This window comes from Rubrivirga sp. SAORIC476, assembly GCF_002283555.1.
In the GTDB taxonomy this organism is placed as follows: Bacteria; Bacteroidota; Rhodothermia; order Rhodothermales; family Rubricoccaceae; genus Rubrivirga.
The window spans coordinates 60983-76617 of sequence record NZ_MVOI01000007.1 but is presented as its reverse complement, the minus strand read 5'-3'; the positions used below and the strand labels follow the sequence as shown (position 1 = coordinate 76617).

The window sequence follows — 15635 nt, the reverse complement described above, 5'->3', positions numbered from 1 at the left end:
GCATGCACGAGGTGGCGTGCCTGCGCCCGGGGGAGACCGTGCGCCTGATAGACCGCGCGACTTACGACGCGATGTGACGCCCGCGGCCGGGGCCGCACGGCGCCCTCCTCGGGCTCCCGATCCTGACACCCCCCTCCGCACCGTGGCCCCGGTATCACCGTCACCCACGTTCGCGCGGCCACCCAGGTCTCGCCCTCCGGAGCCACCGGTCGACCGCTCCCCGCCTTGGGGCTCGCGACTGTAATCCCCCGAGCCCTCCCGCGTCACTACAGGTAGACGATGACTGAACCGCAGACAGACGCCGCCCCTCACGCCCTGGTCGAGGCCCACCTCGTCGCGGGCAGGGCCTACCTGCTCGCCTACGTCGCATCCCGCGTGGACGACCCCTCCCTCGCCGAAGACGTCGTGCAAGACAGCCTGCTCCGAGCCCTCCGCGCCGCCCCCGGCCTCCGGGACGAGGAGAAGCTCGTCCCGTGGTTCCGCCGCATCGTCGCGAACGCCATCGCCGACGTGTACCGGAGGCGTGAGCGGGAGGTCGCGTCTCTCGACCGCTACCGACACGAGCGGGAAGGCGCCGTGCCTCCCACGGAGGACGAGGCACTCTGCCTCTGTTTCCGGGCTCTCCTCCCGACGCTCAAAGACGAGTACCGCGTGCTGATCGAAGCGCTGGAGCTGGAGGGGCGCGACCCCGACGCGGTCGCCTCAGATCTCGGCATCACCCGCAACAACCTCAACGTGCGGCGGCACCGCGCCCGCCGCCAGCTCCGCGAGCGGCTGGAGGCGCTGTGCACGGCGTGCCCCGACCACGGCTTCCACGCCTGCGACTGCCCGCCCCGCGAAGAGCTCCTCGACCCGGAGCAGCCTGCCCCTGACCCCGCCATCCGATGAACGGACCCTACGACTACGGATACTGGCTGATGGCCGTCGTGATGTCGGTCATCTTCGTCGCCTTCGCCTTCAGCTTCACGCGCCCGAAGAACTGGCGCGACTGGCGCTCCTTCGGGGCGTTCTCGGCCTTCGTCGTGGCGCTCTTCGCCGAGATGTACGGGTTCCCGCTCACGATCTACCTCCTCTCGGGGTGGCTCGGGAGCCGGTACCCCGGCCTCGACCTCTTCGCCCACGACAACGGCCACCTCTGGCAAACCCTCTTCGGGATCGGGGAGGGGAGCCCGTGGGCGGCCCACTTCAACGTGCTCCACGTGCTGAGCAACGTGCTCATCGGCGGCGGCGTGCTCGTCATTATGAGCGCCTGGCGCGTGCTGTACCAAGCGCAGCGGGAGGGTCGCCTGGCGACGACGGGGCTCTACGCGCGTGTCCGCCACCCCCAGTACGGCGGCTTCGTGGCGGTCCTCTTCGGCTTCCTCGTGCAGTGGCCCACCCTCCTGACGCTGGCGATGTTCCCCGTGCTGGTCTGGATGTACGCCCGGCTCGCGCGGATCGAGGAGCGCGAGGTCCGCGCACGCTTCGGCGCGGCCTACGACGTCTACGCGGCCCAGGTCCCCCGCTTCGTCCCCCGCCCGGGCGTCCGCTACGACGGGTCCGCGCCGCCGCCGGAGCCGCCCCGCGCGGCGCCCCAGCCCGAGGTGACCTATGGATAACGCCGTCGCCCTCGTCCGCGCCTACCTCCACGTCAACGGCTACTTCACCGTCACGGAGTACCCCGTCCTCGAGGCCGCCCGGCACGGCGGCTACCGCACCGTGACCGACCTCGACGTCCTGGCGGTCCGCTTTCCCGGAGCGGGTCGCCGCGTGCTCGGGCGAGGGGGGCGGCATCGGTTCGAGACGGACCCGGCCCTGCGCGCCCCCACCGACCGCCCCGACATGTTGGTGGCCGAGGTCAAGGAGGGACGTGGCCGCTTCAACGAGGCCACGCTCGACGCGGGCGTGATCGAGGCGGCCCTGGCCCGGTTCGGGTGCGCCGACCCGGACGAGGCCGCCTCGGCCGCCCACGACCTGCTCCGCCGGGGCGCCGCCCAGCTCACGGCCGGCCACCAGGTCCGCCTGGCCGTCTTCTCCTCGGACGGTGCGCCCAGCCACCCGGCCACCCTCACGCTCTCTCTCGGGCACATGGTCGAGTTCGTCCAAGACCACCTCCGCGCGCACTGGGACGTCCTCCACCACGCGCAGTCGCGGGACCCGGCGATGGGCTTCCTGATGCTGCTCGAGAAGGCCACCCGGATGCGCCCGGCCCCTCCTTCGTCCAGCTCAAGCCTCGCCTCCCATGACTCCTGATTCCGTCGCCCTCGTCACCGGTGCCGCCTCCGGAATCGGACGCGCCATCGCCCTCCGCTACGCCCGCGAGGGCTTCCGCGTCGTCGTCTCCGACGTGGACGAGGCCGGGGGGCAGGAGACCGCGCAGCAGATCGAAGAGGGCGGGGGAGGGGCCCTCTTCGTCCTGGCCGACGTGTCGGACCCGGCCGCGTGCGAGGCCCTCGTCGCCGGGGCCGTCCGCGCCTTCGGTCGGCTCGACGTCGCCTGCAACAACGCCGGCATCGGCGGGGAGCAGGCCCCGACGGCGGACTACCCCGTCGAGGCGTGGCAGCGCGTGCTCGGCGTCAACCTGTCGGGCGTCTTCTACGGCATGAAGGCCCAGATCCCGGCGATGCGAGAGGCCGGGGGCGGGGCCATCGTCAACGTGGCCTCGATCCTGGGGCAGGTCGGGTTCGCCAGTGCCCCGGCCTACGTCGCGGCCAAGCACGGCGTCGTGGGGCTCACCAAGACCGCCGCCATCGAATTGGCGGCCGAGGGCATCCGGGTCAACGCCGTCGGCCCCGCCTTCATCGAGACGCCTATGATCTCGGCGCTGGAAGCGGACCCCGAGACGCTCGCCACGCTCGTCGGTCTCCACCCGGCGGGTCGGCTGGGCACGCCCGACGAGGTCGCCGCCCTCGTCGCGTGGCTCTCGTCCGACGAGGCCTCGTTCGTCACCGGGGCCTACTACCCCGTCGACGGCGGGTACCTCGCCCGGTGAACCCCCTCCGCCTCATGACGCCGGTCCTCTCGAACCTCTCCTGGCACCCCTCGGCCCGCCCTCCGCGGCCCGCACTCGTCGCGCTCGCGCTGTGCCTGGGTGCGTCTGCGGTGGCCGCCCAGCAGATGCCGCTCGCCCTCGTCGAGGGCAGCCGCTACACGCGACGCACGGTCGACGCGCAGGGAGCGGAGGGCGCGTGCCAGACCCTGGCGGTCGGCTCCGTCGTCGTCGCGGGCGAGGAGATGGCGGCGACGCTCACGGTGCGGCCGTGCGACGGGGACGCCGCCGACGTGTCCGAGACGACCATTCGGTGCCGGGTCGACGACGCGGGCATGGTGATGAACGTCGTCGCCCTGCTCGGCCCCGAGGGCCGAGACCTCGCGCTGCGCGTGACGGGCGATGCGCTCCTCTACCCCGGCCCGCCGACTCAACGCGTCGCCCTCGACGACGTGACGCTGGAGGCCGACATCGAGCGCGGAACCCTCGGCTTCCTCGGCGGGAGGACCCGCATCGATTTCGAGAACCGCGTGGCTCGGCCCTCGGCCACCGACGCGCCCGCCGGGGCCTACACCGTCACCGAGGCGGTCCGCCTGCGGGCCTACGTCCTCGGAGTCCGGGTAAAGAACGATCGCTACCGGGCCGAGGAGACGCTGCTGCCCGGCGGCGGGCTCCTGCGGCAGGTCCTCACTTCGGACGGGGGCTCCATCGTGCTCGCCCGCTCCGAATGAGCCCGCCAGTCCCTCCGATGATGCCCACCTCTCGCACCTACTCCTCCAACGGGCCTGGCCGCCCCGGCCTCGGCCGCGCCGCGGGCGCCCCTGCACGGTCGGACGGGGGCGGGCGGCTGCCGCCGCTCGAGCCCACCCGGCCGGTCCGTCACCGGGGCGCCTCCCCGGCCCACTGCGTCGTCCTCGAGCTGGCGGCCCACACGGGGCTCGCCATCGACGGCCCGAACCCGTGGGACATCCAGGTCCACGACGAGCGCTTCTACAAGCGGGTCGTTCGCAGCGGCTCGCTCGGCCTCGGCGAGAGCTACGTGGACGGGTGGTGGGACGCCGAGCGCCTCGACGAGACGTTCCACCGCCTGCTCCGCCCGGACGCCCGCGCGGCCGTCCGTCAGGCGACCCGCAACCCGTGGGTGCTCCTCCCGGCGATTGCGGCGGCCATTGCGGGTAAAGTGCGGCCATCGCAGGCGTTCGAGGTCGGGGAGCGCCACTACGACCTCGGCAACGACCTCTTCGAGGCCATGCTCGACCGCCGCATGGTCTACACCTGCGCGTACTGGGCCGAGGCCGACACGCTCGACGCGGCGCAGGAGGCGAAGCTCGACCTCGTCTGCCGCAAGCTCGGGCTCCAGCCGGGCGACCGCGTGCTCGACGTCGGCTGCGGGTGGGGGAGCTTCCTCGCCTATGCCGCCGAGCGCTATGGGGCGCGCGGCGTCGGCATCACCGTGTCGGAGGAGCAGGTCGCTTTGGCTAGTGCGAGGCTACATGGCCTCCCGGTCGAGGTCCGCCTCCAGGACTACCGCGCCTTCGAGGAGCCGGAGCCGTTCGACCACGTCGTCTCGCTCGGCATGTTCGAGCACGTCGGCGTGAAGCGGTACCGGACGTTCCTGGACGTCGTGCGCCGGCACCTCAAGGACGACGGGCTCGTCCTCCTCCACACCATCGGGGGCAACCACTCCGCCCGCTCGACCGACCCCTGGATCGAGCGGTACATCTTCCCCAACTCGATGCTCCCCTCGATCCAACAGATCGGGCGGGCCGTCGAGGGGCGGTTCGTGATGGAGGACTGGCACAACCTCGGGGCCCACTACGACCGGACGCTGATGGCGTGGCACGCGAACGTCGAGCGCGCGTGGGCATCGCTCCCGGCCCGCTACGACGACCGGTTCCGGCGGATGTGGACCTACTACCTCCTCCAGTGCGCCGGCCTGTTCCGGGCGCGAGGCGCCCAGCTCTGGCAGGTCGTCCTTTCGAAGAACGGCGTCCCCGGGGGGTACACGTCCGTCCGCTGACCCCTCGCGTATCCCCCCCGTTCAGAGAGCCCCCGCCCCTCACCCGACCCCCGCCTCCCATGACCGACCCCTCCCACGACGACTCCACGACGCCGGCGGCCTCCCAGCCGACGGCCGCGCACGGAGGCCACGCCGAGCACGACCTCTCCGACCCGGTGCCGCCGGGCGAGAAGCCCGGGCTCAAGCAGCAGGAGCTCCGCGACGCGGCCGAGGAGGGCCCCCACGGCAGCCATGACGACGCCCGCCGCGGCCCCGTCGAGCACGCGCGCCGCGGCAACGACGGCCACAAGCCTGGCCACGGCGAGATGGGCCACGACCACCACGCCATGATGGTGGCCGACTTCCGGCGGCGGTTCTGGGTCTCCCTCGTCCTCTCGGTCCCCGTCCTCCTCCTCTCGCCGGCCATCCAGGCCTTCCTCCGGCTGGGCGACGCGCTCCGGTTCCCGGGCGACGCCCTCGTCGTCTTCGCCCTCTCGACCGTCGTCTTCTTCTACGGCGGCTGGCCGTTCCTGAAGGGGTTCGTGTCCGAGGTGAAGGGCGGGCGGCCCGGCATGATGACGCTGATCTCCGTCGCTATCACGACGGCCTACGTGTACAGTACGGCCGTCGTGTTCGGGCTCGAGGGGATGCCGTTCTTCTGGGAGCTCGTGACCCTCATCGACGTCATGCTCCTCGGCCACTGGGTCGAGATGAAGTCGGTGATGGGGGCCTCGAAGGCGCTCGAGGAGCTGGCGCGGCTCATGCCGTCCGAGGCCCACAAGCTCATGCCCGACGGGACCGTCCAGGACGTGCCGCTCGACCAGCTCCAGCACGGCGACCGCGTCATCGTCAAGCCCGCCGAGAAGGTCCCCGCCGACGGCGTCGTCGTCGACGGCCAGACCTCGGTGAACGAGTCGATGCTCACCGGCGAGTCCGTCCCGGTCTCCAAGACCGAGGGGAGCGCGGTCATCGGCGGCTCGATCAACGGCGAGGGCGCGGTCACGGTCGAGGTGCAGAAGACGGGGGCCGAGAGCTTCCTCTCGCAGGTGATCGACCTCGTGCGCGAGGCGCAGGAGTCGAAGTCGAAGACCCAGGACCTCGCCAACCGGGCCGCCCTCTGGCTGACCGTCGTGGCGCTCGGGGGCGGCGCGCTCACGCTCTTCTTCTGGTCGCTCGTGATGGGGGAGGGGTTCGCCTTCGCCATCGAGCGGGCCGTGACCGTCATGGTCATCGCGTGCCCCCACGCGCTCGGCCTCGCCATCCCCCTCGTCGTCGCCGTCTCGACGGCGATCTCGGCCCGCAACGGGCTCCTCATCCGCGACCGGACGGCCTTCGAGGCGGCCCGGAACCTCCAGGCCGTCATCTTCGACAAGACGGGGACCCTCACCGAGGGCCGCTTCGGGATCACCGACACGCTCGTCTTCGACCAGACGCTGACCGAGGAGGCCGTCCTCCGGTTCGCCGCCGCCGTCGAGGCCCTCTCCGAGCACCCCATCGCGCAGGGGATCGCCGCGGCCGTCGAGCGGCCCCTGCCCGTCGAGGGCTTCCGGGCGATCCCAGGCAAGGGGGCTGAGGGGACCGTCGAGGGCCGGCGCGTGCAGGTCGTGAGCCCCGGCTACGTTCGTGCCCAGGGCCTCGCCATCGACGACCCCCGCTACGAGACGCTCTCGGCCCAGGGCAAGACGGTCGTCTTCGTCCTGCTCGACGGCCACCTCGCGGGGGCCTTCGCCCTGGCCGACGTGATCCGGCCCGAGGCGAAGGGCGCCATCGCCGACCTCAAGGCGATGGGCATCCAGACCATGATGCTCACGGGCGACAACCGGAAGGTGGCCGCGTGGGTGGCTGAGGAGATCGGCCTCGACGACGTGTTCGCCGAGGTCCTCCCCGAGCAGAAGTCGGACAAGGTCAAGGAGGTCCAGGCGCGTGGGCTGGCCGTCGCCATGACCGGCGACGGCGTCAACGACGCGCCGGCCCTCGCCCAGGCCGACGTCGGCATCGCCATCGGGGCCGGGACCGACGTGGCCGTCGAGACGGCCGACATCATCCTCGTGCGGAGCAACCCCCAGGACGTCGCCACCATCGTCAAGCTCTCGCGGGCGACCTACCGCAAGATGATCCAGAATCTATGGTGGGCCGCCGGCTACAACATCGTCGCCATCCCGCTCGCGGCCGGCGTGCTCTACAGCGCCGGCGTCCTGCTCGGCCCGGCGATGGGGGCCGTGTTCATGTCGGCCAGCACGGTCATCGTCGCCATCAACGCCCGCCTGCTCAAGATCGAGCGCTGACATGCCGCTCCCCACCGTCCACGTTATCGGGGCCGGACCGGCCGGGCTGGCCGCCGCGCTCTACCTCGCCCGGGTGGGCCTCCGCCCCGTCGTGTTCGAGCAGGCCGCCGACGTCGGCGGCCGGTTCGACGGCGAGCTCCAGGTGCTGGAGAACTGGTCGTCTGAGGAGGACGCCGCCACAGCCCTCGCCGGGTTCGGCGTCACGCACGACGTCCGGTTCGAGCCCGTCCGCGAGGCCACGGTCTACGGCCCGGACCGCCAGCCCCACACCGTCTCCGGTTCCCGCCCGCTCGCCTACCTCGTTGAGCGGGGGCACCGTGCGGGCGCGCTCGACCGGAGCCTGAGGGACTTGGCGCTCGCGGCCGGGGCCGAGTTCCGCTTCGGCCAGCGCGTCGACCACAGCGACGCGCGCCACGTCGTCGTGGCCACCGGCCCCCGCGGGGCCGACGCCCGCGTCGAGCGGGTCGCCTTCGAGACCGACCACCCCGACGCCGTCGTCGGCTTCATCGACGAGCACCTCGCCCCGGGGGGCTACGCCTCGCTCCTCGTCCGCGACGGCCGGGCCGCCCTCTCGGTGTGGCTCTTCGACCCGGCCGCTCAGGCGTGCAAACCGGGCACGTACGTCGACCGAGCCCTCGACGCCGTCGGCGAGGTGACGGGGTGCGACGTCCGCTCGCCCCGGCGGAGCGGGGGCGTCGTCAGCTTCAGCGTGGCCCCACCGTACTCGCGAAGCGGACGGCTCCGCTTCGTGGGCGAGCGGGCCGGGTTCCAGGACGCTCTCTGGGGTCTCGGCCTGCGCCAGGCCCTCCTGTCGGGCGTGCTGGCCGCCCGTGCCATCACGATGGGCGAGGACTACGACGCCCTGTGCCGCGAGCTCCTCGTGCCAGGCCTCGAGGTCGCGCTCGCCAACCGCGTGCTCCTCGGCCAGCTCCCCCCCGAGCGCTACGAGGAGGTCCTGCGCCGGGCCGCCTCCGGCAACGCCATGGCCGCCCTCCGGCGGCTCTACCAACCCACCCGGACGACGGCCGTGCTCCACGAGCTCGCGCGCTTTGGCCCGCACCCGCCGCTCCCCGAGCCGGCCTGCCACGGCGAGGACTGCCGGTGCCTCTGGTGCGAGCACGGTCCCGAGGCCGTCCCGACTTCGCTTTCGCTATGAACCCGCTCGCCCCCCGCCCGCCCGCTCCCCCGAACCCCGCCACCAGCGGCTCGGCCGTGGCACGCGACCCGACCACGGGCGTCCAGATCCGGGTCGGGGTCATGGGCTCGGCGGCCGAGGCGCAGGACCCCGAGGTCGCCGCCCAGTGCCGGGCGCTGGGCCGCGCCCTCGCCGAGCGCGGGTGCTGCCTGCTCACCGGGGCCTGTCCAGGGTTGCCCCACGAGGCCGTGCTCGGGGCTTACAAGGCGGGCGGCCACGTCGTCGGGATCTCGCCGGCCACGTCGCTCCGCGAGCACGTCGAGACGTTCGCGTCGCCCTTCCGCGAGTACGGCGTCCTCATCTACACCGGGCTCGGGCTCATGGGCCGCGAGCTCGTCAACATCCACAGCAGCGACGTCGTCGTCGTGGTCGGGGGCCGGTCGGGCACGCTCGGCGAGTTCGCCATCGCCTACGAGGAGGGCAAGCTGATCGGGGTGCTCGCCGGGACCGGGGGCATCACCGACGTCCTCCCGGCCCTCGAGGACACCCTGTTCAAGGCCACCGGCGCCGAGGTCCTCTACGACGACGACCCGGACGGCCTCGTGGACCGGCTCCTGGAGCGCTACCTCGCCCAGGCCGAGACGGCCGCCGCCGCCGCCGGACTCCAGCCGTCGGACCGCTGACGCCGTTCTCATGTCGCATCCGTACCCGCAGAAGCGCCCACCCGCTCGAGGCCACGCCCTCCTGATGGTCGTGCTGTGCCTGCTCCCCTTCGTCCTCCTGGCGCTCGTCCTCACGAGCGCCGTGGCCGTCCCCGCGTGGCTCGTGCTCGGGGCGCTCGCCCTGTGCTTCGCCGTCATGCTATTCGTCTCGCGTGAGCCTCCAGGGACCGGGGTGGGGCCGCACGCCTCCGTCGAGGTGGTGCAAGAGGGGCGGGGGTCAGAGCGGGGGGTGCCTGAAGACCTCATCCTCCGGACGGTCGACGTCATCTACCCGCTCGCGCAGTACCGGCTGGAGGACCACTACGTCATCGAAGGGACCCTCCTGATGGAGCCGGACGCAGCCTTCGCCGAGCTCGGCCGTCGCTTCGAGGGCAGCGCGCTCACGCCGCTCCTGCAGGAGACCGGCGAAGGCCGCCCCCGCCTCGTGCTGGCGCCAGCCGCGGCGCTCCCGTCACCCGTCCAACGACGAGGCTGGGCGTGGCTCAACCTCGTCCTCCTGCTCGCGACGCTGGCGACGACGACGTGGGCCGGGGCCGCGCACCGGGGTGTCGACCTCCTCGCCGAGCCCGGCCGGTTCGCTGAAGGGCTGCCCTACGCCCTGGCGCTCCTCCTCATCCTGGGCGCGCACGAGCTCGGGCACTACGTCACCGCGCGGCGCCACGGCATCGCCGTCTCGCTCCCGTACTTCATCCCCATCCCGTTCGCACTGGGGACGTTCGGGGCCTTCATCAAAATGAAGTCGCTCGCCGCCGACCGCCGGCAGATGTTCGACGTGGCGGTGGCCGGACCGCTGGCGGGCCTCGTGATCGCCATACCGGCGCTCCTCATCGGGCTCCAAGACTCGACCGTCGTGACGGGACCGGCGGCACCGGGCATGATGATGGGTGGGGCCGACGTGGGCTCGTCGGTGCTCTTCGCCGTCCTCGCGAAGGCGGCGCTCGGCGGGGCCGTCCTGGAGGGGCACCGGCTCGTGCTCCACCCGGTCGCGTTCGCCGGGTGGCTGGGCCTGCTCGTCACGGCCCTCAACCTCATCCCGGTGGGCCAGCTCGACGGGGGGCACCTCGTCCACGCCCTCCTCGGCCACCGGATGGCCCGGGTCGTGGGCCTCGCCGCACTGGGGGCGCTCGTCGTGCTCGGGCTCTTCGTCTGGAGCGGGCTCCTGGTGTGGGCGCTCCTCATCGTCCTCGTCGCCGGGACCACGGACGTGCCCCCGCTCAACGACGTGAGCCGCGTCGGCCCCGGGCGCGTGGCGCTGGGGGCGGTCGCCTTCGCGGTCCTCCTCCTGATCCTCCTGCCCGTGCCGCACGCGCTCTACGACGCCTTCGGCATCCACAGCCCCTACCTCTAGCCGCGCCCCTCGATGCCCGCCGCCGCGACCCCTCCCACCGGCTCTGCCCACCGGCCCTTCACGCTCGTGCTGGCCGGCGGCGGGGCGCGTGGGTTCGCCCACGTCGGCGTGCTCCGCGCGCTCGAAGCCGACGGCTACCGCCCGTCCGCGCTCGTCGGCGTCTCGATGGGGGCCGCCGTCAGCGTGGGCTACGGCCTCCGCGAGGACTGGTACCCGGCGCTCCTGGCGATGGACACGCGGGCGTTCCCGGCACCCATGCCCACGGCCGAGCAGCAGCGGGACTCGCTCCGCCTCAGGCTCCGGGCTCGGCGGCTCGGCGCCCGGTTCGCCTACCGGCTCCTGACGGGGTGGGGCATCGGCGTGCCCGCCCGCGAGGCGGGGCTCCGCGCGCTCCGCACGCTCACGCAGGGTCGGAACCTGGAGGACGCCCGCCTGCCCGTGGCCGTCTCGACCACCGACCTCCGCGGCGGGCGCCGCCACGTGATCCGCACCGGCGACGCGGCCGAGGCCGTCTACGCCAGCGTCGCCCTGGCCGGCGTGCTCCCCCCGCTCGAACGCGACGGGCTCCTCCTCGCCGACGGGGCCTACGCCGACCTCGCCCCCGTAGGCGTCGCCCGGGAGATGGGGCCGCCGGTGGTCGTCGCCGTCAACCCCGCCCAGGCCCTCGCCACAGCCGAGGTCCGCAACGGCCTCCAGGCCCTCCGCCGCGCCACCGAGGTCTGCAACCTGAGCCACGCCGACGCCGGGTTCCAGCAGGCCGACCTCGTCCTCCGGCCCGCCTTCCGTCGCGCCATCGACACGCTCGACTTCGCGGCCCGGCGCGAGTGCGTCGCGGCCGGGGTCCGCGTGGTCCGGGACCACCGCACGGTTCTCGCGGCGCTCCTGGACCCGGAGGCCCCGCCGCTCCCCGAGGACACATCCTCCACGCATCACCTGGTACCCCGTCATGGGCTGGCTCGCTGAAAACTGGTTCTTCGTGTTTCTGCTCATCGCCTTCATCGCGATGCACCTGTTCGGCCACGGCCACGGTCACGGCGGCCACAGCCACGGCGGACACGACAGCATCCCGCCGCCGCCCGACGAGCCAGCCGGGCACAGGCACTGATCTGCCCCTCCGTTCACCCTACCGAGACCGTCATGCTCAACCTCCGCCTCACCACCTGGGCGGCAGCCCTCTTTGCGGCCCTCAGCTTCGTCCTCTGCGTCGTCTACGGGCTCGTCACGCCCGAGAGCGTCCACATGCACCAGTTCCTCGAGATCGTCCTCCCGGCGTTCGAGTGGATCGGCTTCGGCAGCTTCCTGCTGGGGCTCGCCGAGAGCTTCCTGTGGGGGGTCTATCTCGGCGGCGGGTTCGCCCTCGTCTACAACGCGATCTACCGGCGGTGGGGGACGGCGGCGCTGGCCGGGTCGGCCGTTGCGGCCCGGAGCGACCTCTACGACCCGTCGCGCTAACCGTCTCCGTGAACCCTGGGAACGCCTCCATGAAGCCCACCCGCGCCTCCTCCGGCGGCCACGGTCTCCCGCCCGCGACGGCCGGGAACGCCCGTGCGCTCAAGATCTCCGGCCTCCTCACCGGCGTCTACTTCGTCGTCGAGCTCGCCATCGGGCTCTGGACCGGCTCCGTGTCCGTCACCTCCGACGCCTTCCACACGTTCTCGGCCGTGGGCGGCGTGCTCGTCGCCCTCGTCGCGGGCCGCTACGCCGAGCGCCCGGCGACGGACCGGGCTTCCTACGGGCTCGTCCGCGCCGAGATCGTCGGGGCGCTCTTCAACGGGCTCTTCCTCCTCGGCATGGCCGCGCTCGTGCTCTGGATGGGGGCGATGCGGCTGCGCGACCCGATGGAGGTCGAGACCGGGCCGATGCTGTGGGCGGCGGCGGGCGGCCTCGTCACCGAGGTCATCGCGCTCCGGCTGCTCTACGCCCGGCAGAAGGGCAACCTGAACATGAAGGGGGCCTTCTGGCACGTGATGCAGACGTTCGTGGGGAGCATCCTCATCATCGTCGCCGCCCTCGTCATCCGGTTCACGGGCTTCCTCGCCATCGACCCGATCCTGGGGATGGGCTTCGGCGTCGTGCTCGTGTGGGCGTCGTGGGGGATCATCCGGGGCGCGCTGCGGATCCTGCTCCAGGCCGTCCCCGACGACCTCGACCTCGGGGCCGTGAAGGACGCCGTCGAGGCGCTGCCGGGCGTGCGCGAGGCGCACCACCTCCACGCCTGGGCGCTCACGACCGGCAAAGACGTCGTCTCACTCCACGTCCTCGTCGACGAGGGCACCGACGCGCAGGCGCTCCAGCGCCACGTCTTCGCGCTGCTCCGGGACGACTTCGACGTGTACTTCTCCACGGTCCAGGTCGAGACGACCTGCCTCGAACGGGAAGAGGCCCGCGCGATCGACGCGACGTGGGCGGGGCCAGGGGCCTCGGCCGCGATGCCGCCGGGGACGGTCGAGCGTGGCGCAAGCTCGGTGGTGATCGGCCCCACCAAACCGACCTCGAACGGCCTCCACGGTCCGCCGCGGTAGCTCCGTGATGCCGCGCCCCCTGCTCCTCCTCTTCCTCGCCCTCTTCCTCGCCATGATCGGATTCGGCCTCACGCTCCCGGTGCTACCGGCGTTCGTCGAGCGGCTCGCGCTCGGGCGGGCGGCGACGCCAGAGCGGGTCGCCCTGCACGTGGGGGCGCTCACGAGTGCCTACGCGCTGACGCAGCTGGTGCTGGCCCCGCTGTGGGGAGGGTGGTCGGACCGGCACGGTCGGAAGGCGCTCGTGGTGCTCGGTCTCGTCGGCGTCGCCTTCTCGCAGGTGGCCTTCGGGCTGGGGACCTCGCTACCGCTCCTCTACGGGGCGCGCCTGGCCGGCGGCGCGTTCGCGGCGGCGCTCGTCGTGGCCGCCACCGCGGCCGTCGCCGACGCGGTCCCGGAGGGGGAGCGGGGCCGGGCGATGGCGTGGCTGGGGACGGCCGTCAGCCTCGGCTTCGTGGCTGGACCCGCGCTCGGCGGTCTCCTGGCGCGGGACGCGTGGCACGTGACCCTCACGCCGGGGCACCTCGTCTTCGACGGGTTCTCGGTCCCCTTCTTCGTGGCGGCGGGCCTGACGCTGGCCGCGGTACCGCTGGTGGTCCGCTACCTCCCAGGCCAGTCGCTCCCGGCGTCGAGGCGCGCCGCCGCGCCGGAAGAGGTAGCCCGCGTGCCGGTGCGGTGGGGACTGTTGGCCCGACGGCTCGGTGGTGTGCTCGCCCTCGTGCTCGTCGCCCAGGCCGCGCTCACGCTCTTCGAGGCCGTCTTCGCGCTCTACGCCGACCGCGTGCTCGGCTTCGGGCTACGAGAGATCGGCCTCGCCTTCGCGCTGTGCGGGGGGGTGATGGCCGTGTTCCAGGGCGGGGCCGTCGGATGGCTGAGCGGCCGGGTCCGGGTCCGGGTCCAGGTCGCGCTGGGCTTCGCGATGCTCGGAACGGGGTTGCTCCTGCTGCCCGCCCTCACTCGCGTCCCGGCCGTGCTCGCGGCCGTGAGCCTGCTGGCGCTCGGCGTCGCCTTCGTCACACCGAACCTCCTCACGCTCGCCGCCGACCGCAGCGGCTCGCAGGCGGGCACCGGGCTCGGGCTGCTGGGCACCGCCAGCGGTCTGGGGCAGATCCTCGGCCCGCTCGTGGGGAGCCTCCTCTTCGCCTGGCAGGTGGACCTGCCCTTCCTCGCTGCCGGCGGGGTCGCCCTGGCCGTCGCCGCCGGGACCGTAGGTCTGAGCCACACCCTAGGAGCCGCGCCCCTTCCCGTGTGTCTCGACACCCCGCACGACGGCTCATGAGGACACTCTCCGACACCGCCAGCCCTCCACGAGGCGCCCTCATGCAGACCCCGCCTGCTTCTTCCAACCGGCCGGCCGATGGCATGCGCGCCCCGTCGGCAGCGGTCATCGCGCCCAAAGGCGACGCGAGGGCGCCACGTCTCGCTCGCAGCGGGGCCACGACCGCACGGAGCGCGGCGACCGATACCGAGCCCCGGCGCGGGAGGCACCCCGGGGTCGAGTGTGTGCCCTGGCCGACGGGCGGCACGAGCGACTACGTGCTCTTTACCGAGGGCGACGACCTGTACGACGCCATGGTCGCGTCCATCCGAGGGGCCCGGCGGAGCGTAGACGTGGAGACCTACATCTACGCCGCCGACGAGGTGGGCTGGCGCGTCGGCGCGGCCCTCGCCGATCGAGCCCGCGCGGGCCTCCGAGTGCGCCTGATGGTGGACGCGGCGGGCTCGATGGGTTCGTTCTCGCGCGGCCTCGAGCGCTACTTGCGGCGACAGGGCGTGGTGGTCCGCCGCTTCCACCGGTGGAGCTGGCGCCAGCCCTCCCGGTTCTACCGGCGCAACCACCGCAAGCTCCTCGTCGTCGACGGCCGCGAGGCGTACGTGGGCGGCTTCAACCTCCACCGAGAGAGCTCGCGGTCGGCGTTCGGGCCGAGGCGCTGGCGGGACACCCACGTTCGGCTGCACGGCGCTCTGGCCACGCGCGCGTCGGAGTTGTCCGAGGCGTTCTGGGCGGGCGAGCGCGGGGGCGCAGCCCCGACGGGCACTCAGGACGGAGACGCGCTCATCCCCAACCATTCCCGCATCTGCCGGCATCAGGTCCACTGCCTGTACGACCGGCTCCTCCAGAGCGCCGAGCGGCGCCTCTTCGTCACGACCCCCTACTTCGTGCCGGACCGCCGCACTCAGAACGAGCTCGTGCGGGCCGCCCAGCGCGGCGTGGACGTGCGCCTGTTGCTCCCCGGGAAGAGCGACGTCCCGGTCGCGCGCTGGGCAGCGCGGGCCACCTACGGGACGCTGCTCTCGGCGGGCATTCGGGTCTTCGAGTACCAGCCACGGGTGCTCCACGCCAAGACCGCCGTCGTCGACGGGGTGGCGGCGACGGTAGGCACGGCGAACCTGGACTACCGCAGCTTCTTCGTCAACTACGAGCTCAACCTCTTCTCCGCAAACCGGGGGCTATGCACGGCACTCGAAGAACAGTTCCGGACCGACCTGGGCGATGCGGTGGAGCTCACCGCTCCCGGCTGGTCGAGACGGCCATGGGGCGGGATGATCGCTGAACTGGTCGGCCGGACCGCTCGGCGCTGGCTGTGACGGACTCGGGCGGACGGTTGAGACCACCACGATGACGCAATCGAATATGAGGACTGCCAGCGCATGATGA

General features: G+C 72.8%; 16 protein-coding genes. All 16 read left to right on the top strand.

The features are described from left to right. Positions 1-279: 279 nt before the first annotated feature. Positions 280-888, top strand: a complete 609-nt coding sequence (locus B1759_RS15970) for an RNA polymerase sigma factor (RefSeq protein ID WP_095516083.1) — start codon at positions 280-282, stop codon at positions 886-888. Then, on the top strand, positions 885-1598 hold the full coding sequence (locus B1759_RS15965) for an isoprenylcysteine carboxylmethyltransferase family protein (RefSeq protein ID WP_095516082.1): 714 nt from the start codon (positions 885-887) through the stop codon (positions 1596-1598). The genes B1759_RS15970 and B1759_RS15965 overlap by 4 nt, the downstream gene beginning before the upstream one ends. Next, entirely contained in the window at positions 1591-2232 is a 642-nt protein-coding gene (locus B1759_RS15960; RefSeq protein ID WP_095516081.1) for a hypothetical protein, read from the top strand. The genes B1759_RS15965 and B1759_RS15960 overlap by 8 nt, the downstream gene beginning before the upstream one ends. Next, positions 2222-2971, top strand: a complete 750-nt coding sequence (locus B1759_RS15955) for an SDR family NAD(P)-dependent oxidoreductase (protein WP_095516080.1) — start codon at positions 2222-2224, stop codon at positions 2969-2971. Before B1759_RS15960 ends, B1759_RS15955 begins: the two co-directional genes overlap by 11 nt. Continuing rightward, positions 2968-3699, top strand: coding sequence for a hypothetical protein (locus B1759_RS15950; protein ID WP_095516079.1), 732 nt, complete (start codon positions 2968-2970; stop codon positions 3697-3699). Before B1759_RS15955 ends, B1759_RS15950 begins: the two co-directional genes overlap by 4 nt. A 17-nt stretch (positions 3700-3716) precedes the next feature. Beyond that, a complete protein-coding gene (gene cfa / locus B1759_RS15945; protein ID WP_233134432.1) occupies positions 3717-4988 on the top strand; it encodes a cyclopropane fatty acyl phospholipid synthase in 1272 nt (423 codons plus the stop codon). Between the two features lie 305 nt (positions 4989-5293). Next, positions 5294-7252, top strand: a complete 1959-nt coding sequence (locus tag B1759_RS15940) for a copper-translocating P-type ATPase (protein ID WP_369811379.1) — start codon at positions 5294-5296, stop codon at positions 7250-7252. A gap of 1 nt (position 7253) precedes the next feature. After that, positions 7254-8408 (top strand): NAD(P)/FAD-dependent oxidoreductase, encoded by a 1155-nt coding sequence (locus B1759_RS15935; RefSeq protein WP_095516077.1) that lies wholly within the window; start codon positions 7254-7256, stop codon positions 8406-8408. After that, on the top strand, positions 8405-9070 hold the full coding sequence (locus tag B1759_RS15930) for a hypothetical protein (protein ID WP_198948952.1): 666 nt from the start codon (positions 8405-8407) through the stop codon (positions 9068-9070). The genes B1759_RS15935 and B1759_RS15930 overlap by 4 nt, the downstream gene beginning before the upstream one ends. 10 nt (positions 9071-9080) lie before the next feature. Further along, positions 9081-10457 carry a site-2 protease family protein gene (locus B1759_RS15925; protein ID WP_095516076.1) on the top strand — a complete coding sequence of 459 codons (1377 nt, stop codon included), beginning with the start codon at positions 9081-9083 and terminating at the stop codon, positions 10455-10457. 12 nt (positions 10458-10469) lie between these two features. Beyond that, the gene (locus B1759_RS15920; protein WP_095516075.1) at positions 10470-11420 is read left to right on the top strand and encodes a patatin-like phospholipase family protein; all 951 of its coding nucleotides are present in this window, start codon (positions 10470-10472) and stop codon (positions 11418-11420) included. Continuing rightward, the gene (locus tag B1759_RS15915) at positions 11404-11562 is read left to right on the top strand and encodes a DUF2933 domain-containing protein (protein WP_095516074.1); all 159 of its coding nucleotides are present in this window, start codon (positions 11404-11406) and stop codon (positions 11560-11562) included. Before B1759_RS15920 ends, B1759_RS15915 begins: the two co-directional genes overlap by 17 nt. 32 nt (positions 11563-11594) lie before the next feature. Continuing rightward, complete coding sequence (locus B1759_RS15910; RefSeq protein ID WP_095516073.1) at positions 11595-11909, top strand: DUF5676 family membrane protein; 315 nt, start codon at positions 11595-11597, stop codon at positions 11907-11909. 29 nt (positions 11910-11938) lie between these two features. Next, positions 11939-12979, top strand: a complete 1041-nt coding sequence (locus B1759_RS15905; protein WP_095516072.1) for a cation diffusion facilitator family transporter — start codon at positions 11939-11941, stop codon at positions 12977-12979. A 7-nt stretch (positions 12980-12986) separates the two neighbouring features. Then, positions 12987-14255, top strand: a complete 1269-nt coding sequence (locus tag B1759_RS15900; protein ID WP_095516071.1) for an MFS transporter — start codon at positions 12987-12989, stop codon at positions 14253-14255. A gap of 224 nt (positions 14256-14479) precedes the next feature. Then, a complete protein-coding gene (locus B1759_RS15895) occupies positions 14480-15565 on the top strand; it encodes a phosphatidylserine/phosphatidylglycerophosphate/cardiolipin synthase family protein (RefSeq protein WP_158225309.1) in 1086 nt (361 codons plus the stop codon). Positions 15566-15635: the final 70 nt, after the last annotated feature.